Source organism: Tessaracoccus pujii (genome assembly GCF_054483895.1).
Window position 1 is genome coordinate 2,506,002 of sequence record NZ_CM137012.1, and the last position, 18,297, is coordinate 2,524,298.

Here is an 18,297-nt window from a genome sequence, read left to right on the forward strand (position 1 = left end):
TGCGACCGCCCGAGTGATCCACGGCCGGACCGGCTGGCCGCTAGCCTGAAGCGTCGGCCGCAACGTCGCGGCCCGCGACCCCGCAAGGAGCGACCCATGCGCATCGGCGTGCCCCGAGAGACGAAGAACAGCGAGTTCCGGGTGGCCATCACCCCCGTCGGGGTGCACGAACTGACCGCCCGCGGACACCGCGTCCTCGTGGAGCACGACGCGGGGGTGGGCTCGTCGTTCAGCGACGACGACTACCGCGCGGTGGGCGCCGAGATCGTCAAGGACGCCGACACCGCGTGGGGCGACGCCGAGCTGGTACTGAAGGTGAAGGAACCCATCGCGGAGGAGTACCACCGGCTCCGAGAGGGCCTGGTGCTGTTCACCTACCTGCACCTCGCCGCCGACGAGCCGCTGGTGGATGCGCTGCTGGCCGCCGGAACGACGTCGATCGCCTATGAGACGGTGCAGCTGTCGTCGGGGCTGCTGCCGCTGCTCTACCCGATGAGCGAGGTGGCCGGCTGCCTCGCGCCCCAGGTGGGCGCGCACGCGCTGCTGAAGAACCAGGGCGGCCGGGGCTTGCTGCTCGGCGGGATCGGCGGGGTGGCCAACGCGAAGGTGGTGGTGCTCGGGGCGGGCGTGGCGGGCCAGAACGCCGCCAACATCGCGCTCGGCATGGGCGCCGACGTCACCCTCCTCGACACCGACCTGCAGAAGCTGCGGATGAGCTTCTGGAGGTGGGACAACCGGGTGCACCAGATCGCGTCGTCGACGCTGGCGGTGCGCGAACAGGTGCTGGGGGCGGACCTCGTCATCGGCACGGTGCTCGTGCCTGGCGCGCGGGCGCCGAAGCTGGTCACCGACGACTTGGTGGCCTCCATGAAGCCGGGATCGGTGCTGGTTGACGTGTCCATCGACCAGGGCGGCTGCTTCCAGAGCTCACGCCCCACGACGCACGAGAACCCCACGTTCCAGGTGGAGGGCTCCACGTTCTACTGCGTCTCGAACATCCCCGGGGTGGTGCCCAACACGTCGACGTGGGCGCTGACGAACGCGACCCTGGCCTACGTCGAGGCGATCGCGGACCACGGCTGGCGGGAGGCCATGCGTCGCGACGAGGCACTGGCGAGGGGGTTGTCCACGCACGGCGGGGCGCTGGTGTCGCGGCCGGTGGCGGAGGCGTTCGGACGCGAGTGCGCGAGTGTCGCGGCGGTGCTCGGCGCCGACTGAACCATCCGGCGCGCCTACACCCGCGACAGCACCTCCATCTGCTGCACCACGAGCTTGACCGCCTCTTCGGAGCGGTCCGGCGGGTACTTGTACTTGCGCAGCAGGCGCTTGATCTTGGCGCGGATGGACGCGCGCACGTCGTCGCGTACCGTCCAATCCGTCTTCGCGTCGCGCCTCAGCAGCTCGACCAGCTCGCGCGCGATCTGCCCCAGCACGGGCTGGCCCAGCACCTCCATCGCCGAGTCGTTCGCCGCGACGGCGTCGTAGACGGCCAGCTCGTCGGTGCCGAGCGGCGGGTCGAACTGCTCCCCCCGTCGAGCCTCGGACGCGATCTCCTCTGCGGTGCGCCACAGTTCAAGCAGCACCTCGGCGGAGGTCAGCTGCCCGTTGGTGTAGCGGTTGATGACGTCTGCAACCCGGTCCCCGAAGGTCTGCTGCCGCACCAGGTTGCGGCCGGACACGCGCGCCGCCTCCAGCAGCAGCGCGGCGCGCAGCGCCTCGATGGCCAGCTGCGGGTTCTGCGATGCCTGCGCCTCCTCCAGCACCGACGGTGCCAGGTGGTCGAAGTCGGGCGGGGTGATCTGCGCCATCTGGTAGATGTCGATGACGTCGCGCGAGTCGGTGGAGTCCTCGACGACGGCGAGCAGCGCCCGCGCCACCTCCTCCGGCACCGGCCGCCCGGTGGCCTCCCGCTCGGCGGCGTCCAGCTTCGCCACCCAGGCCCGGACCTCCACGTAGAACCGGACTTCGTCGGCGATGTCGGCCAGATTCTCCGCTCCCGCCGACAGCGCCCAGGCGCGGCCGAGCTGAGTGGTGAGGTGCCGGTAGCGGTCGGTGAGCGTCGCGTGCCCCTCTTCGACGCGGTTGCCCGGGTTCCGCGGGTCCCGCAGCCAGGCGGTCAACAGACGGGCGGCGTCCATCCAGCCGCGGGGCGTGCCGAGCTTGGCGCGCCAGTTCACCGGGCGGACGAGCTCGCGGAGCTGGTCCACGAGCGCCCGCGCCAGCTCGACGGCCTCGCCCACGTCGCGACCCATCGGGCGTTCGCGCTGGTCGGAGAGGGTGTACTCGGCAAGCGCGTGGGCGAGGTTGTCGGTGAGCGGCGCGTAGGCCACCAGCAGGCCGGCGGACTTGCCCCGGAACGTCCGGTTGACCCGGGCGAGGGTCTGCATGAGCAGGGCGCCCTTGAGTGGGCGGTCGAGGTAGAGGGTGTGCAGCGGCGGCGAGTCGTAGCCGGTAAGCATCATGTCCTTGACGATGACCAGCTCCAGCGGGTCCTCGGCGGTGGCGAGCCGCTTCTTGATCACCTTGTTCTCGGACTCGCGGCGGACGTGGTCGCTAATCGGGGGCTGGTCCGAAGCGGTGCCCGAGTAGACCACCTTGATGCGGCCGCCGTCGATGGCATCCGAGTGCCAGTCCGGCCGCAGCGCGACGATGGCCGAGTACAGGTTGGCTGCAATCTCGCGGGTCGCGCACACGATGAGGCCCTTGCCCGGCCCCTCGATCTCCGGGTACATCCGGGCCCGGCGCTTCTCCCAGTGCTCGACGATGTCCGCCGCCAGCGTGCGCAGCCGCTCGGGCGCGCCGTAGATGGAGTTGATGACTGCCACGGACCGCTCGACCTGCTCGCGCTCGGTCTCGTCGAGGTCGCGGGTGAGCTCGTCGGCTGCCGCGTCGAGCTGCTCGGCGGTGACGCCGTCGTCGAACCCGACGGTGACGAGCCGCGGCTCGTAGTAGACGGGCACCGTGGCGCCGTCGGCGACGGCTCGGGTGAGGTCGTAGATGTCGATGTAGTCGCCGAACACCTCACGCGTGTTGCGGTCGGTGAAGCTGATGGGCGTGCCGGTGAACGCGATGAGCGTGGCGTTGGGGAGGGCGTCGGCGAGGTGGCGGGCGTAGCCGTCGAGGTCGTCGTAGTGGCTGCGGTGCGCCTCGTCGACGATGACCACGATGTTGCGGCGCCCCGACAGCAGCGGGTGCTCGCGCCCGGCCTCGCGCTCCTGCTGGGTGCGGCCGAACTTCTGCAGGGTGGTGAACAGGATGCCGCCGGAGTTGCGCTCGGTGAGCGCGGTGCGCAAAGCCTCGCGGGTGTAGACCTGCTCCGGCTTCTCGGGGAACAGCTTGGAGGCGGCGAAGCCGTCGAAGAGCTGACCGTCGAGCTCGGTGCGGTCGGTGACCACCACGACGGTGGGGTTCTGCAGCCGGGGGGTGCGCAGGAGGAGGTTGGTGTAGAACTCCATCTCCAGCGACTTGCCGGAGCCTTGCGTGTGCCACACGACGCCGGCCTTGCCGTCGCTCTCGACGGCTTGGACTGTGCGGCCGACGGCTTTGGTGACGGCGAAGTACTGGTGCGGTTTGGCGGTGCGCTTGAGGATGCGGCCCTCCCCCTCCGCGAAGGCGGTGAAGTTGCGCATCAGCTGGCCGAAGCGCTCCAGGTTGGCCACGCCGTCGAGCAGCGATTCGAGCGCGGGCGCCTGGTCGGCGAGCGGGAGGCCGTCGTCGTCGACGTTCCACTCGGCGTAGTGGTTGAGCGGGGCGAACGGGTTGCCGTACTTGGCCACCACGCCGTCGCTGAGGAGCGTGACCACGCACGCGCGGAAGGCCATCGGGAACTCGCGCAGGTAGGTGGCGAGCTGGGCGTGCGCCGTCGCGACGGTGGCGGACTGGTCACCGGCGTTCTTCAGCTCGACGATGCCGACGGGGAGGCCGTTGCAGTAGAGGACGAGGTCGAAGCGACGGTGGGCGTCGCGGTCGCGGACGATCACCTGGCGAGCGGCCAGCCAGTCGTTGGCCGACGGGTCGGGGTCGATCAGCCGCAGCGTGGGCGTGCGCTCGGTGCCGTCGGGCTCCAGCCAGCTGACCCCGCGGTAGCCGTGCACCATGAGCTCGTGGAGGCGCAGGTTCTCCGAGGCGGCGTCCTGCGACGCCGGCGAGAGGATCTCTGTGACGGCCTGGTCCAGCAGTGTCGCGGGCACCGCCGGGTTGAGCCGGGCCAGCGCCGCGCGGAAGTCGACGACGAGGACCGGGTCCGCGGCCGACCCGCGGCGGGCGTTGAGCTCGGAGCCGTGAACCGGACGCCACCCGAGCTCGCCCAGGTAGTCGTGGGCGAGGAGTTCGAGGTCGTCTTCGAGCATGAGCCCTAGTCTGCCCGCATGTCTGTCCGCATCCGACGCGGCGTGCGAGAACGCCCGTTATCCAGGTTGAGCAAGAATGGCATGCATCCCACTATGGGACCCACTCCGGTATGATGGTGACATGAGCACGCAGATCGCGATCCGACTCCCCGACGACATGGTGGCCTTCCTGGACAAGTCCGTGGCCGCCGGCAACGCTCCCAGCCGAGCAGCACTGGTGGCTCGCGCCCTCGAGCGCGAGATGCGCCGTCAGGTTGCCGAGGACGACGCCGCCATCCTGCGCGAGCGGGGCACCACTGAGGAGCTCGACGAGCTGGTCAACTGGTCCGTCACACACACCACCGTCGAGGACTGACCCGTGCGTGAGATCTGCCTGGTCCGGCTCGACAAGACACGGCCAGCAGTCGTTCTGACTCGCGAGGCCGCGCGGGCGGCCATGACGAAAGTCACGATCGCGCCGATCACCTCCACCGTCAAGGGCCTGTCCAGCGAAGTCCCGGTCGGCCTTGCCAACGGCCTCGACCACGACGGCGTAATCTCCCTCGACAACGTCGTCACCGTTCCGAGTAAGCTACTCGGGCGCACCGTCGGGTTTCTGACCCGCGGGCAGGAGGCCGAGCTCGCCCGGGCGGTCGTCCTGGCCTACGACCTCGATATCGCGTTGCTTGATTGACGAACGGCTTGCACAGCCGTGACGCATCTCATGGATTGTGCACGGCGGCTTTTCACGGGCCGACCCATGGCGTGGAAGAACTCCGCTGTCACGCGCCGCGCGCCTGGCCGCCGACCGAGAATCCTCCACCCTACGAGGACCTCCTACCGTTCGCGAGCCGACCTGAGTGTCGACTCCTGACGCCGACGCTACGGCGCAGGTACGACAGTTTCGCCCCGGTAAACTGCGTCAGGACGGGACCCCCCTCACGCACGGCCACACGGCGGAAGGCGGCTTGTGAACAGCGCTATCAGAAGCAGGGACGGCAGCGTCCACGTGACCGACGAGCGGTTCAACACCCTCTCGCACCTGGTGGCCTTCTGCTTCTCGGTCCTCGGGACGGTCCTGCTGGTCTCCCAGGCCATCGCGCAGGGAGACCCGTGGAAGATCGTCGGCTTCAGCATCTATGGCCTGTCCCTCATGACCCTCTTCGCGGCGAGCACGCTCCACCACGGGCTCGATCGCGGCCCCCGAATCAACGAGGCGCTACGGACGCTCGACTACGCGTCGGTCTTCACCCTCATCGCCGGCACGGTCACCCCCCTCGTGCTGGTGCTCTTCCGCAGCGTCTACGGGTGGGCGGTGTTCGGCGCGGTGTGGACCATCGCGATCCTGGGGATCGTGCTGCGCTCGGTGTGGCGACGGCTCCCGAAATACGTCACCAACACCCTGTACATCACGCTGGGCTGGATGACGGTGGTGCTGATGGGCGCGGACGTCTCGCTCCCGCTGGAGGCACTGATCCTCCTGGGAGCGGGCGGCCTGGTATATAGCGCGGGATTCGTAATCTACGTGATCGAGCGGCCGAACCCGTGGCCCGGCACCTTCGGCTTTCACGAGATCTGGCACGTGCTCGTGGCCGTGGCGGCGTTCCTCCACTACCTCTTGATGTACCTGTTCGTGCTGCCCGCGTAATCACGTCGCCCCCAGGACCTGATCCACGACACAGCAGGTTGGGTAGCTACAGACTTCTGTTCCGACTTGAACACTCCATCAGACAGGCGTAATGTGGGCAATGCCCCCATGGGGCAATGTAACCGCGGGTCGAGTGTTAACTTTCTCGCGGACGGGAGGACTCACATGAACACGGACGTATTCAAGAGCGTCGGTGAAGCACTCGCTGACGAACGCGGACGCCTGCCCATGGGCAAGACCGGCGTCCGCAAGGACGACCGCTACGCCGTAGCGGTCAACGATGAGGGACAGATCCTGTTGACCCCCTTGGTCTCGATCCCGCGCCGCGAACTGATCGTGTGGGAGAACCAGATGCTGCGCGAGTCCCTGGCACGTGGCTTGGCGGAGGCGGCAGCGGGCGAGACCGAGAGCCTCGGCAGCTTCGCCCAGTACGCTGACGATGAGGACGGCGAGGACTGATCCCGTGGAGTTGAGGTTTACCCCGGAGGCGAGCAAGATCCTGAAGGATCTCGAATCACCGAACCACAAGGTGAAGCTGAAGAAGGTGCGCAAGACACTTGGGCTCCTGGAGCAGAATCCTCGTCACCCGGGTCTCAATTCCCACAAGTACCAATCCGTCAAGTCCGTGGACGGGTCGGACTTGTGGGAGTCGTATGTGGAGAACCACACTCCGGGCGCGTGGCGCATCTTCTGGAAGTACGGCCCAGGCGAAGGCAGCATCACGATCGTCACCATCGGCCCGCACCCCGACTGATCTAGGCTGCATCCATGGGGGAACGGTCTTCGCTAGAAGGTGAACTGATCAGTCGGGCGCTCACGGCCTACAGCGACTCGTGCACCATTCCGACCCTGACGCCGTCGTGCCCGTACTACCGAGTTGGGCCCCAGGGCCCCACGTGCGGCGAGGAGTGCCGTCAAGCCCTGCGGGAGAGGGGGGTGGCGAGGCCGACAACCTCTGTCACCGTGCTCGGAGGCCTAGTCATGACCGGCGTATCGCGGCCCATCGAGATTGCCTCGGGTGCGTCCCTCTTCGACGCCACTGAGGCCATGCTCCGTGACCTCGAATCGCCAGTGGCCAGTGCAAACACCTCCTCCCTGCTTCTCAGGCTCCGCAGGTATGCGGCCACGCCACCCGGCGTCCGCACAGCGTCGGAAGACGGCTTCTACGACATCTGGCGTGAGCTAACGCGGCGCGGACTTGACGTTGTCGCCATCCTGCGCGTCGGTATCTCACCCACAGTCGCTGACGTCATCACGGAGATGGCCCCAGACCTACCCGCCTCGGATCCTTGGCGGCAACTGTGGGACTCACACCTGGCACAGAAAAAGCGCCCTGATGACTACCGCAAGTGGTACGCCACGCATGCGACAGAGTGGCTCGCTCGGTTGGTCGAGACTGACTTGCAGGGGTTTCTGGCGTGGAACGCCCCCGCGGAAGCTCTGTTCAGCAGCGTTCCACCCACTCTGCCTGAGCCGGAGGCGCTCTGGCTGTGGGAGAGGTTCACCGTGACCCATGTGTCCGATTGGACCACGAGCAGCCTGGTCATGGAGTGGGGTCTTTCCCGCGGCCGCATCACCACGCAGTGTGGGGATCGCGTTCTGGCCGCGAGGACCATCGATCCCACCGAGGTGGCCACCGTGGCCCTGGACCGTCTGGCCGAGTCTACGCCTCAGACCTTCCCCCAATCGCGCGACCTCAGCAGTGAGCAGTTCGTCCACAAGGCTGTCCGCCACCTACAGGAGGGCAGACCCGAAGAGGCGGCTGATATCTTCACCGCTTTGGCCTTCATGAACCCAGCGGACGGAGAGGCGCTCAACAACCTGGGCTTCTGCCTGATCCCTCAGAGCGCGGCTCAGGCGATCGGCCCGCTGGATCGGGCGTCGCACCTTCCGTTGAGACAGCCGGCGCTCAACACCGCCAACCGCGCGTTCGTGCGCCACCTCCTCGGGCGCGACGCCGAAGCTCTTGCACTTCTAGAGGGCATTCAGGCCCCTGACACCGAGGTATTTGTCTGGTGCGAGCCAGAGTGTGGTTCGTTCTCGCTCCGATCTATGCGGCTTCCTGCGTATATCGACGACCTGCATCAGCACATCAGCAGCCGCCTCGCGGCGACTGCTGACTGACCTCACTGGTGCTTCACTGCACGTCACAGTTGTTCAGTGAGCCCTCACTGCTGTGCAGCGAGGGCGAACGTCGTTGTTGCCGACTAGTGGACGCCACCCGAGCGCTCATAGTGGGTATCGCGTACTCCTTGGGAACCGATCATCGCGACGTCCCCGCTCCCGATGAGCCTCTTCAGTGCGTACCGAACCTGCCCTTCAGTGAGGCCGGTAGCCTCGACGAGCTCGTGGAGCGTCGCCGCACGCTCCATCGCGCCAAGAATCGCGTCTGAATGCTTGACGCGTGGCCGAGGAGCGCCCGTATCGTCGAGGCGTGGCGGCCTTGAAGGAGCCGTTTCCAACACCTCCACTTCCTCCTGCGCAGAGGAGGCCAGCGAGGGTGAGATTCGATAAGACGTCTGCCGACGTTCGCCGTCGGCCACCGCAAGCCCGGCCTCGACGAGCCGCTGCAACAGCTTACGGGCAGCCGTCGAGTCGATCGGTGCGAATTCCTGCCGGACGCGGACGTTGCTCCAGACTCCCCCGTGCTTCATCGACACAAGGACGGCCCGTTCTTCGCTCGAGAGGTCCACATCGTCGGCGACGTCCTGTAGCCACACCAGATCCGCGTCCTCCACCAGGGTGTGCCTGGAGATGATGACGGTAAACTGGAGCCCGTTGTCGATGAACCGTGGCGGACGGAGTCCTGCGGCAGTGAGGGCCTGAATCGCCTCGCGGATCCCGCCCCCCTCCCCTTCGATGACTCGACTCGCGTCAGCCATGCGTACGAACTTGCAGATCTCGTAGAGAACCGGGTTGACGGCGCTCTTCGCGCCTGGGCGCCCGAGTTGGCTCTCCGAGACGCCCCAGAGACCTCCTGGGCTCGTGATGACCAGTTGATCGTTGAGGAGCCGGATCTCCACCCGCTTCGAGTCGGTGATGGGATGCAGGTTCCTATGCACGAGGGCGTTGGCAACGATCTCACGCACGGCTCTCATCGGAAGTTCTGAGCGGTCGACGCCATGGCCCCTGTCGTCGTAGCCCATGGTGGTGCGAGTGTTGCGTAGCACCCAAGCCATGGCCTCGTCCAGCAGGTCGGGTATGGGCCCGATGAGGTGAACCAGGTCTCGAGTGCGGGGACCATCCGAATCACGCGGCGGCACAACGGCGGCGGTAATTCCAAGGCTCGGCGAACCCGACTGGGGGAACTGACCCATGGCATAGAGACCGGCCAGGCTGACCTCGCCCGAACGCGTCGTCACGCCCGTGTGAAGGAGGATCTGTTCATCAGTGGCTGCCGCATAGCGACGCGACGCCGCGCGCGCGGCGGCCAGATACGAGGCGACCAGTCCGCCGTCAAGGTCGTCGGCCGATGAGCCGGGAACCGGCTGGCGGTCAGGATGGGTGGGCTGCTTGGCCTGGGTCTTGGCCAGCTCGAGTTGGGCGAGTTCCTGCTCGCTCATCACGTAATCACCATCAGTCTGGCGAAGATACGCCTTGCCGCCGTGGCGCGCCGGCCGCTGGTCGAGTGGCAGGCCCGTCACCTCGACGACGAGCACGGGCTTGCCCGACACCCGAAAAGTCTGGAACTCGCAACGCAGGGGCGGGACGACGCTGGTTCTCGCCTGATCGGAGACCGCCTGTTCGAGGGCGGCGACGCTCGTCAGATCCACTGGCACGAAACCTGCCGCCTCATCGAGCCCGAGGATGATTGTTCCTCCTTCGGGCATGTTGGCGAAGGCACACAGGGTTGGCCCCAGCGTTGGAGCACCGCCGGCGGCTGACTTTACTTCAATCTCCGCGCTGTCGCCTCGCCGCTCCCGAAGCCCGATGATGGCATCTTGGAGACTCGCGCTGTCCCACTTCACAGTTGAAACATACGACACAAGACTTAGATTTTCAAGTTTTGCAGTCTTCCAGAGTCGCAGTGTTTCTTCTTCTGTAAACCGAGCTTTCACAACGCGCAACGCTGACAACGGTGAGAGTTTCTACTTTTCACTCTCGTCGACTCAAACCGTCAGTGTCCTTCAGTGTGTTTCAGTCTCGATCAGTGAGGACACACTCGCACTTCACTGACAACGATCCCCATCTGCTTAGCAGCGTTAGGCCGAGTGAGCGCGAGGTCCGGTCAGGCGCGTAGATCGACGCAGAGCTTGTTGCCGCGGTTGTAGTCGAGCAGCCGGCTCCGGTGCATCTGAAACACCGCGAGCCCGGGGGAGATTCCTACCTCCTGCGCCACGCGACGGATATCGCCGTCGCGCTCGAGTCCATCGAAGGGCTCGAGCCCGGACTCGCCGAACAGCGTCTCCATCGCAAAACGGTTGGCCTGCTTCTCCGCGTGCGAGTTCCGTGTCTTCGACGAGGTGAACTCCAGATGGATCTCGCCGCGGGGGTCGTTCAGGATGTGGCCCAGCTCGTGGAACAGCGTCCAGATGATGAAGCCGTCCTTGCCTCGTCGGCCGGTCTGCTGGATCAACGGGTGCCGGCCGTCGATCCAGCGGGTGACGCCGTGCAGCGGGAAGCTGGCTGGCGGCTCGACGAGTTGGAGCGTGACGCCAATGGTCCGGAGCAGGGCGCTCACATCGTTGATCATGTGCTCGTCGGGCGTGGCGACACGGCGGCGCAGCTCGGGGAGCAGCGCTCGCAGGCCCTCCTCGTCGTAGGCCAGCGTGCGGGCAGCCTCGTACTCGGGGGTCAGCTCGCCAGCGCGGAGCCAGGCCATCAACAGCCCGTGATCAACGGCGTCCGTGGACTCCTTCAGAGCCGCGAGCTGGAACTCGCCCCGGAACTGATCCGCCATCAGCTCCCGGTAGGCGGCGACCGTGCCGCAGCGATGGAAGCGCAGGAAGTCGGCCACGAGCTGCGTCTTGCTCCTGGCCGTCGCCGTCGTGACTCCGAGCGATCGCAGGTACGTTGCCACGCGCGCATCGACCACGTCGACGTCCGCCTGAAGCTGCTCGGCGTCGTGCAGCCGGGCGAGGTCGGCCCGGTAGGCGGCCTCGAAGCGCAGCCACGAGTCCGCGGGGATGCCGGTGACCCGCTCCAGCTGGATGGCCGCCTCCGCGGAGATCGGGGCGCGGCCCCCGACGATCTCGTTCACCCGCTTCCGGCTCCACCCCAGCCTGTCGGCCAGCTGTTGCTGGGTGAAGTGCTCGTCGTCCAGCCACTCGGCGAGGTACTCCCCCGGCGCAACCGCATAGTTCCTGTCCACGTCCCCTCCCCTCTAGTGGTAGTCCCGGATCTCGATCACCATGACCGAAACCTCTCCGCCCTCGACGCCGTCATCCTCGACGATGAGCCGCCAGTTGCGACTGAGGTCCCCGGCCCATTGACCAGTGCGATTGGCCGTCAACGGGTGCCACCGGCCAAGTGGATCCAACGTCTGCAGATCCTCCAACGACATTGCCGCACTCAAAGCGTTGATTCGCAGCCTCAGTTTCGGAGCCACCGACCCGCGTTTCCGCTTCATCTTTCGCTCGTCGCTGCACTCCTTCTGGAGCTGGTTCGACGAACAACGAATCCTCACGATCTGTAACCTTTTACGTTACACGCTAGCACCGCTGTCAAATGCTCTTGACAGCGAGCCGCCCGGACATGAGCTCAGGGAGGAGGGCGTCGCGGGTCGCGGCGAGGCGGCTGTTCTCGCTCCGCAGACTGAGCTCGGCTGACCACAAAGCAGACATCGTGCGGTCGACCCTTGCAGCCCCCTCGAGGGTCGGGGTTGGGACAGGCTCATCAAGGTGGCCCCTCTGGATGTGCCCCATGGTGGTGGCTTTGTCGGCCGCGATGGACTTGTAGTCCGCGAGCTTCGCCAGCAGCAGGTGATACACCAGCCAGTCAGGCAGCCCGTTTGGCAACACCTTGAAGATGTGCTGATTGACGAGTCCCTCGGCTCCGCTCCACCGCGTCACCGTCAACGAGCCGGACCATGCAAACAGGATGTCGCCGGCACTCGCCACGTTGTCGTCACTGGCCTCGACGTCATTCCACACTGTGGATCCGGTGACCCCGTTGTTCAACTCCGCGATGCGGATCACCGGCCGGCCGCTGCTCGTGGCGTCCTTGGTGAAGTTGCGACCGTTGACGAAGCGAGCCAGGTTACTCATGGGTACCGATAAGGGTTTGGCTAGGGACTCGAAGATGCCGCTGCGCAGTCGGAGGTTCTGGTCAAGCACCCGCTCGTTGGCGGCGATCTTGTCGTCCAGCGCTCCCAGGACGTCGGCGATGGCGGTTTGGGTGGCGAGGTCTGGAAGGTCGACATCAAGGTTCCCGATGTCCTTGAGACTCAGGTAGGGAGCCATGTCTGTGGCAGACATCAAGTAGGAGGCCTGCGACCAGAACCCCTCGCTCCGAAACCAGCAGAGCAGGAACTGAGAGTTCAGAACGCTGTCATCCAGCACACGGAAATAGCAGATCTGGGGGCTGTACACAGCTGGCTCGGGGACATCGCCAACCAGCGCAGCGCGCCCGACCGTCCCCTTGGTGGTGAGTGCGACGTCGCCGGGCTGCACCGCCTTTCGCCCGATTCCTCTAGCCATGGTTGCGCTCACGAAGTCCGGACCATCGAAGTGCGCGCGGCCGGAGTGAAGATCGCCGGCACGGACAATACGAAAGCCCGTCTGGTCGAGCTCGTCCTTGCGAGTGCGGTACCCGTCGCTGAACTCAAGGACGCTACGAGCCGCCAGCTGGTTCAAAGTGGTTCTCACCGCAGCCGTCCCAGCTGCTCGCGGACGACGGCGTCGAGGCGGGCGGACTGGTCCATCGCTTCGAACAGCTCCTTGGTCAGGCGCTCGATCTTCTCGTCGAGGGGTTCGCCGTCGGCTTCGACCGCCGCGGTGCCGACGTAGCGGCCGGGGGTCAGCGCGTACCCGGCGGCCTTGATCTCCGCCGTCGGGACGGAGCGGCAGAAGCCGGGCACGTCGTCGTACTCGCCCTCGATGCCGCGCCAGGCGGCGAAGGTGCCTGCGATCCTGGCGATGTCGTCGTCGCTCAGGGCGCGCTCGGCGCGGTCGACCATGTGCCCGAGGCTGCGGGCGTCGATGAACAGCGTCTGGCCGCGGCGGTCCGTCGTCGCCTCGCCGGTGGCGCCCTTGTTCTTGGCCAGGAACCACACGCACACGGGGATGCCGGTGGAGCGGAACAGCTGCGTGGGCAGCGCCACCATGCAGCTCACCACGTCCGCCTCCACCATCTCGGCGCGGATCTGGCCCTCGCCGCCGCTGTTGGACGACATCGAGCCGTTGGCCATCACCACGCCGGCCTGACCGTCGGGGGTGAGCTTGCTGAGGATGTGCTGGAGCCAGGCGTAGTTGGCGTTCCCGGCCGGTGGGACGCCGTAGGCCCAGCGGGCGTCGTCCTCGCGGCGCGCCCAGTCCTTGATGTTGAACGGCGGATTGGCCATGACCACGTCGGCCTTGAGGTCCGGGTGGAGGTCGCGGGCGAAGGTGTCGCCCCAGGTGGGGCCCAGGTTGCCCAGGATGCCGTGGATGGCCAGGTTCATCTTCGCCATCCGCCAGGTGCGCTCGTTGAGCTCCTGCCCATAGACGGAGATGCTGCCCGGCGAGCGATGGTGCGACTCGAGGAACTTCTCCGCCTGCACGAACATGCCGCCGGAACCGCAGCAGGGGTCGTAGACGCGGCCCGACGTCGGCCGTAGCACCTCGACGAGCACCCGCACCACGCCGGCGGGGGTGTAGAACTCGCCGCCGCGCTTGCCCTCGGCGCGGGCGAACTTCTCCAGGAAGTACTCGTAGACCTCGCCCAGGAGGTCGCGGGCCTTGGTGGCGCCGGCGCCGGTGAAGCGGGCGCCGTTGAGCAGGTCGATCAGCTCCGAGAGGCGGCGCATGTCCACGCTGGACCGGTTGAACACCATGGGCAGCGTCCCTGCCAGCGACTTGTTTTCCTCCATGAGGCGGCGCATGGCGTCGTCGACGAGCTCGCCGGTGGACTTGTCCGGCGTGCCCTTGGCGTGCGCGGCGAGGTAGGACCACCGGGCCTCCTGCGGCACCCAGAACACCTGCGAGCCGGTGTACTCGTCGCGGTCCTCCAGCGTCTCGGCGACGGTGGCCTCGTCGTAGCCCTCGATGATCAGTTCCTCGCGGATCTGCTCGCGGCGCTCCTCGAACGCGTCGGAGACGTACTTGAGGAACACCAGCCCCAGCACGATGTCCTTGTACTGGCTGGCGTCCAGCGAGCCGCGCAGCTTGTCGGCCGACTTCCACAGCAGGTCTTTGAGCTCCTTCGCGGTGCTGGGCGCGGCGGGGGCGGCGGGTGTTCTGGCCATGGTCAGCGGGTCTCCAGGGTGAGGGTGGTGGTCTCGCAGGCGTCGAGGAGGGCGTCCTCGAACGAGTTGAGGGCGTCGAGCTGGGCGGTGAGCTCTGCCCGACGCTGCCCAATCCTGTCAGCCGCCGCGGACAGGGCGGCGCGCTGGGCGGGATCGAGCGGGGTGAGCCGCCACTGGGGCGGCTTGGTGCCGCGCGGTGCGGTGGCGACGGCGCGGGCGAGCTGCTGCGAGGTCACGGGCGCGTCGGCGGTGAGGCGCAGGGCCCGGGCAGGGGTGGCGACGAGGGAGCCGCCGTGGGTGTCGACGACGGCGCTGGGTCCCGGGCCGAGGATCACGTCGCCCGGCTGGGTGAGCCAGGTGCGGGGACGGGCGAGGGCGGTCAGCCGGTCCACCGTCGCGGTCCGGGAGAGGCGTCCGGCGTCGACGGTCCAGACGGTGAGGTCGCCGTCGCCGAGCTGATCGGGGCCGAGCCTGGAGCCGGGGAGGAGCTTGAGCCAACCGTCGGCGAGGCCAACCTGCGCCGTGGTCCCGGACGCGGCCCGTCCAGGGCCGGGCGTGAGCCACAGCGGGCCGAGACCCACCGCCGCGGCGCGGGCCTGCAGCTCCTCGGGCGTCAGTGTCATCGTGGGCCGTCCGAGCGGCGCCTGGGACGTGGCGACGAGCGAGCCGCCGCGGGCGAGGAGATGCCGGGTGAGGGCTGGGCGCAGGACCCGCCACGCGCGATGCTGCTGGGCGGGGAGGTCCTGCGCGGCCACCGTGAGGTCGACGACGAGGTCCGCGACCACCTGCGGGGTCAGGTCCACGCCTGTGAGGTCGGCGACGAAGGTGCGGTGCTGCTCGAAGGGCAGCTCGTCGCGCTCCGCCACCAGCCACAGGGCCAGCGCCTCGCGCGGGTGGACGGGGCGGCATCCCGCCGGCAGCTTGACGACGGCGCGCACCACGCCATCGCGGAGGAGTTCGTCGCGGGCGGCCGCGTCTCCGGCCGGATCGGTGAGGAGCCTGGCGGGGCCGAGCACCAGGCGGACCTGGCCGTCGTCGCCCAGCGCGGCCCGGCCGAACAGCTCTGCGGGCTCGGCGTCGATCGCGGCGTCGACGGCGAGGGCCCATCCCCGCTCGTCGGACACCGCTTGGGCATCCCACTCCCCCACCTGCAGGACGCGGCGGGAGTGGCGCCCGACCGCCGAGTCGTCGACCGCGATCCCCACCGGGGCGGGCCACTCCGGGGGGAGCTGCTGCAGCCAGGAGAAGCCGGTACCGGCGGCATCGAGGAGGTCGGGGCGCGGGGAGAGCTCCGCCAGGGCGACGGCGGCCCTGGCCACGAGGCCGGCGGCCAGCCGCGAGAGCGACAGAGAGGCGACGGCCGGGAGGTGCCGCACGAGGCAGTCGTCGGTCAGCCAGGCCATGGCGTCGGCCGCGCCGAAGCGCTCGTCCAGGAAGGCGTCGACGGCCGCTGCGGTCTCCGTGAGGCGGCCACCCAGATCCCGGACCTCGCGACCGAAGCAACGCAGGCTGTCCAGCTCCTCCAGGACTCCCCGGTCTGGTGCTCCTGCCCTGGTGAGGTCCTCGACGAGGGCCTCGCCGTAGGCGGCGCGGAAGGCGAGCACGGCGGACAGCTCCATGGCCCGCGCCACATCCGTGCGCGCCTCGAGCAGCATTCCGAGCAGCGGAAGCGCGCGTTCGGGCTGGGGGTTGTTGCCTCGCCCGTGCTCGGCGAGCCAACTCACGACGAGATCGGCGTCGAAGCGCCCGCCCTGGGCCGGCGGGAACGCGTCGGGGCCGGTGTAGCGCTTGCGCCACATGGTGACGACGGGGCGGCGGACGCGGGCGATCATCGCCACGTCGGCAGCCGTGATGAGCATTGCGCCCTCCCCTCGTCGCCCACCCTAGCGGGATCGGCCGATCTTGAGCGCCTCTTCCTGATAACCCTCCTTATCGGCTCATCGCATGACTAGAACGTCTAGCCCTGGGACCGTGGAACCATCGTCGACCCGAAGGAGAAACCATGACCACCACCCCCCAGTGGCAGCCACCCACCGGCCCCGCCCCGGCGCCCGTCCGGCCGTGGTACCGCAAGAAGCGCGTGCTCATCCCCGCGGGCCTCGTCCTGCTCGCCGGCATCGGCGGCGCCCTGTCGGAACCGGCCGACACGGCGGCCCCGGCGGCCGCCCCCGCCTCCACCTCCGCGTCCGCCGCGACGACTGAGCGGGCCGCTTCGGCCTCAGCCCCTCCGAGCGCCTCCAGCGCTCCGGCGAGCACTGCCGCGGCCACGCCGACGGAGGAGATCACCGAGCCCGTCGTCGACCCGTACACCGAACGCTTCGGCACCTTCGCCACCATCTCCGAGAGCGGCACCGGAGACTCCGTCATCCAGCTCCCGGCGGAGGCCGAGGCCGCGCTCGTCACGGCCACGCACCAGGGCAGCGCCAACTTCGTGCTCCAGACCCTGGACGCCTCCAACCAGATGAGCGACCTGCTCGTCAACGAGATCGGCAGCTACTCGGGCGTCGTCTCCTACGGCCTCATGGGCGCCGAGAGCGCGATGCTGCAGATCACCGCCGACGGCGCCTGGACGGTCCAGATCGATCCCATCACCAATGCCCCCGTCGCGACCGCTCAGCTCAGCGGCACCGGCGACGCCGTGTTCAAGTACGAGGGGGCTGCCGCGGTCGCGGCCGTCACCCACGACGGCAGCTCGAACTTCGCCGTCCACCAGACCGACGGGACCTGGCCCAGCCTGCTCATCAACGAGATCGGCACCTACCAGGGCAGCGTGCCCGTGATGGCCGGACCGTCGCTGCTGTTGATCAAGGCCGACGGCGCCTGGACCGTCGGCACCTCATGACCGAAGGACTCCACATGCCAGATACTCACTCGGCACCGACGGTGGCCCCACGCCCTGAACCGGCCGCTCTGCATGCCTACCGGGCCATCGTCTGGGCCGCTGTGCTCGTCGCGCTGATCGTGCTGGTCAGGCAGCCGTTCCCGGCCCTTCCGGAGGCGCCCGATCAGACCCGGACAGCCGCCCTGCCCGACTTCGTCGGCGACTTCAACGGCGCGGCCTCCCTGAAGCAACTGCGCGAGTACACAGCCGACAGCGCCCCGAAGCAGCAGGTGGTCAACGGTTGGTACACCAACGACATGCTCGAGATCATCGGCCGGCAGAACGACTCGCTACTGCTCGGCCAGGCTCAGCTGCTCGAGTCTCAGGCGGCGGCCACTGCGAGCGCCTACGAACTCGGCCGCTGGCAGATCACGGACCGGCGGGTGGAGTCGCTGCTCGTCATCCTGGGCTTCGGGGTCGCGGCACACGTAGCGGGGTCGTCGCTCATCCTGCTCCTCGCGCGGCGGACCCGCCGCACCCCCGGCGGCGAACCGGACGACGGCGCAGGTCCCGCTGAGCCCGAGCTGGCGGCCGCGGCGACCGACCAACCCTTCGACCCGCGCCCGCACGGGTGACGTACCCCTGAGCCGCCGTCGGCGAGCCTGGTGAACATGGGGGGCACCCGGCTCGTCGACGGCCCACGCCGACAACCCCGGCCGACGGTTGGCCTTCGGGTCAGCCGGCGGAGGACAGGAAGGGGGCGACCGCCGTCTTCGGGCGCCCGATGATCGCCCGCGGGCGGGCGCCGCCGCGGCGGATGAGGACCGGCCGCTGGGCGAGCGCGGGGTTCTCCGCCAGCACCCGCGCCACCTGGTCGGCGCTGGCCACGTCGTCGTCGCTCAGGCCCAGCTCGTCGAAGGCCTTGTCGCGGCGCACCATGTCCGTGGGGTCGGCGTCGAGAATCTCCAGCACCTCCAGCCAGGCGGCCTCGTCGAGCGGCTCCTTGAGGTAGTTGCGCACCTCCAGGCTCAGCCCCGACGCCTCCGCGGCCTCCAGGCCGGCGCGCGAGGTGGAGCAGCGCGGATTGTGCAGGATGGTCAGGTCCTTCATGCGAATC

The 18,297-nt window shown here is 68.2% G+C and carries 17 protein-coding genes; 9 read left to right on the top strand and 8 right to left on the bottom strand.

Features of this window, described 5'->3' with window-relative positions; translation table 11 throughout:
* Nucleotides 1-96 precede the first annotated feature (96 nt).
* Nucleotides 97-1,218: an alanine dehydrogenase gene (gene ald, locus ACX1D0_RS11905; RefSeq protein WP_459018141.1), complete on the top strand. Its 1,122-nt coding sequence runs from the start codon at nucleotides 97-99 to the stop codon at nucleotides 1,216-1,218.
* Between the two features lie 14 nt (nucleotides 1,219-1,232).
* Here the strand turns inward: ald and ACX1D0_RS11910 are convergent, their stop codons facing one another.
* Nucleotides 1,233-4,349, bottom strand: a complete 3,117-nt coding sequence (locus ACX1D0_RS11910) for a type I restriction endonuclease subunit R (RefSeq protein ID WP_459018142.1) — start codon at nucleotides 4,347-4,349, stop codon at nucleotides 1,233-1,235.
* 121 nt (nucleotides 4,350-4,470) lie between these two features.
* Here ACX1D0_RS11910 and ACX1D0_RS11915 point away from each other — a divergent pair, with 121 nt between their 5' ends.
* The 6 genes from ACX1D0_RS11915 to ACX1D0_RS11940 all read left to right on the top strand — a co-directional run bounded on the left by ACX1D0_RS11915 (nucleotide 4,471) and on the right by ACX1D0_RS11940 (nucleotide 8,100).
* A complete protein-coding gene (locus tag ACX1D0_RS11915) occupies nucleotides 4,471-4,704 on the top strand; it encodes a YlcI/YnfO family protein (protein WP_068750569.1) in 234 nt (77 codons plus the stop codon).
* A 3-nt stretch (nucleotides 4,705-4,707) separates the two neighbouring features.
* On the top strand, nucleotides 4,708-5,022 hold the full coding sequence (locus tag ACX1D0_RS11920; protein ID WP_068750567.1) for a type II toxin-antitoxin system PemK/MazF family toxin: 315 nt from the start codon (nucleotides 4,708-4,710) through the stop codon (nucleotides 5,020-5,022).
* A 276-nt stretch (nucleotides 5,023-5,298) separates the two neighbouring features.
* The gene (gene trhA / locus ACX1D0_RS11925) at nucleotides 5,299-5,976 is read left to right on the top strand and encodes a PAQR family membrane homeostasis protein TrhA (protein ID WP_459018144.1); all 678 of its coding nucleotides are present in this window, start codon (nucleotides 5,299-5,301) and stop codon (nucleotides 5,974-5,976) included.
* A gap of 165 nt (nucleotides 5,977-6,141) precedes the next feature.
* Nucleotides 6,142-6,435 carry a hypothetical protein gene (locus ACX1D0_RS11930; RefSeq protein ID WP_459018145.1) on the top strand — a complete coding sequence of 98 codons (294 nt, stop codon included), beginning with the start codon at nucleotides 6,142-6,144 and terminating at the stop codon, nucleotides 6,433-6,435.
* Between the two features lie 4 nt (nucleotides 6,436-6,439).
* Nucleotides 6,440-6,730: a type II toxin-antitoxin system RelE family toxin gene (locus ACX1D0_RS11935; RefSeq protein ID WP_459018146.1), complete on the top strand. Its 291-nt coding sequence runs from the start codon at nucleotides 6,440-6,442 to the stop codon at nucleotides 6,728-6,730.
* 227 nt (nucleotides 6,731-6,957) lie between these two features.
* A complete protein-coding gene (locus tag ACX1D0_RS11940; RefSeq protein WP_459018147.1) occupies nucleotides 6,958-8,100 on the top strand; it encodes a tetratricopeptide repeat protein in 1,143 nt (380 codons plus the stop codon).
* An 83-nt stretch (nucleotides 8,101-8,183) separates the two neighbouring features.
* Here the strand turns inward: ACX1D0_RS11940 and ACX1D0_RS11945 are convergent, their stop codons facing one another.
* The 6 genes from ACX1D0_RS11945 to ACX1D0_RS11970 form a co-directional block, all read right to left on the bottom strand.
* Entirely contained in the window at nucleotides 8,184-9,944 is a 1,761-nt protein-coding gene (locus ACX1D0_RS11945; protein ID WP_459018148.1) for an ATP-binding protein, read from the bottom strand.
* 260 nt (nucleotides 9,945-10,204) lie between these two features.
* Nucleotides 10,205-11,287 (bottom strand): HigA family addiction module antitoxin, encoded by a 1,083-nt coding sequence (locus ACX1D0_RS11950; RefSeq protein ID WP_459018149.1) that lies wholly within the window; start codon nucleotides 11,285-11,287, stop codon nucleotides 10,205-10,207.
* A 12-nt stretch (nucleotides 11,288-11,299) separates the two neighbouring features.
* Complete coding sequence (locus ACX1D0_RS11955) at nucleotides 11,300-11,479, bottom strand: hypothetical protein (RefSeq protein WP_459018151.1); 180 nt, start codon at nucleotides 11,477-11,479, stop codon at nucleotides 11,300-11,302.
* 160 nt (nucleotides 11,480-11,639) lie between these two features.
* Nucleotides 11,640-12,782: a restriction endonuclease subunit S gene (locus tag ACX1D0_RS11960; protein WP_459018152.1), complete on the bottom strand. Its 1,143-nt coding sequence runs from the start codon at nucleotides 12,780-12,782 to the stop codon at nucleotides 11,640-11,642.
* Nucleotides 12,779-14,359 (bottom strand): type I restriction-modification system subunit M, encoded by a 1,581-nt coding sequence (locus ACX1D0_RS11965; RefSeq protein ID WP_459018153.1) that lies wholly within the window; start codon nucleotides 14,357-14,359, stop codon nucleotides 12,779-12,781. Before ACX1D0_RS11965 ends, ACX1D0_RS11960 begins: the two co-directional genes overlap by 4 nt.
* A 2-nt stretch (nucleotides 14,360-14,361) precedes the next feature.
* Nucleotides 14,362-16,218, bottom strand: a complete 1,857-nt coding sequence (locus ACX1D0_RS11970; RefSeq protein WP_459018154.1) for a hypothetical protein — start codon at nucleotides 16,216-16,218, stop codon at nucleotides 14,362-14,364.
* Between the two features lie 143 nt (nucleotides 16,219-16,361).
* Here ACX1D0_RS11970 and ACX1D0_RS11975 point away from each other — a divergent pair, with 143 nt between their 5' ends.
* Together ACX1D0_RS11975 and ACX1D0_RS11980 are read left to right on the top strand one after the other, a co-directional pair.
* Nucleotides 16,362-17,201: a hypothetical protein gene (locus tag ACX1D0_RS11975; protein WP_458995316.1), complete on the top strand. Its 840-nt coding sequence runs from the start codon at nucleotides 16,362-16,364 to the stop codon at nucleotides 17,199-17,201.
* A gap of 14 nt (nucleotides 17,202-17,215) precedes the next feature.
* Nucleotides 17,216-17,815: a hypothetical protein gene (locus ACX1D0_RS11980; RefSeq protein ID WP_458995317.1), complete on the top strand. Its 600-nt coding sequence runs from the start codon at nucleotides 17,216-17,218 to the stop codon at nucleotides 17,813-17,815.
* Nucleotides 17,816-17,915: 100 nt separating this feature from the next.
* Here the strand turns inward: ACX1D0_RS11980 and ACX1D0_RS11985 are convergent, their stop codons facing one another.
* Entirely contained in the window at nucleotides 17,916-18,290 is a 375-nt protein-coding gene (locus tag ACX1D0_RS11985; protein ID WP_458995318.1) for an ArsC/Spx/MgsR family protein, read from the bottom strand.
* Nucleotides 18,291-18,297: the final 7 nt, after the last annotated feature.

What these genes read in the sequence shown, in the direction of transcription:
- ald (WP_459018141.1), top strand. Translation starts at nt 97, where the DNA reads ATGCGCATCGGCGTGCCCCGAGAGACGAAGAACAGCGAGTTCCGGGTG.
- ACX1D0_RS11910 (WP_459018142.1), bottom strand. Translation starts at nt 4,349, where the DNA reads ATGCTCGAAGACGACCTCGAACTCCTCGCCCACGACTACCTGGGCGAG.
- ACX1D0_RS11915 (WP_068750569.1), top strand. Translation starts at nt 4,471, where the DNA reads ATGAGCACGCAGATCGCGATCCGACTCCCCGACGACATGGTGGCCTTC.
- ACX1D0_RS11930 (WP_459018145.1), top strand. Translation starts at nt 6,142, where the DNA reads ATGAACACGGACGTATTCAAGAGCGTCGGTGAAGCACTCGCTGACGAA.
- ACX1D0_RS11940 (WP_459018147.1), top strand. Translation starts at nt 6,958, where the DNA reads ATGACCGGCGTATCGCGGCCCATCGAGATTGCCTCGGGTGCGTCCCTC.
- ACX1D0_RS11955 (WP_459018151.1), bottom strand. Translation starts at nt 11,479, where the DNA reads ATGTCGTTGGAGGATCTGCAGACGTTGGATCCACTTGGCCGGTGGCAC.
- ACX1D0_RS11965 (WP_459018153.1), bottom strand. Translation starts at nt 14,359, where the DNA reads ATGGCCAGAACACCCGCCGCCCCCGCCGCGCCCAGCACCGCGAAGGAG.
- ACX1D0_RS11970 (WP_459018154.1), bottom strand. Translation starts at nt 16,218, where the DNA reads ATGCTCATCACGGCTGCCGACGTGGCGATGATCGCCCGCGTCCGCCGC.
- ACX1D0_RS11975 (WP_458995316.1), top strand. Translation starts at nt 16,362, where the DNA reads ATGACCACCACCCCCCAGTGGCAGCCACCCACCGGCCCCGCCCCGGCG.
- ACX1D0_RS11980 (WP_458995317.1), top strand. Translation starts at nt 17,216, where the DNA reads ATGCCAGATACTCACTCGGCACCGACGGTGGCCCCACGCCCTGAACCG.
- ACX1D0_RS11985 (WP_458995318.1), bottom strand. Translation starts at nt 18,290, where the DNA reads ATGAAGGACCTGACCATCCTGCACAATCCGCGCTGCTCCACCTCGCGC.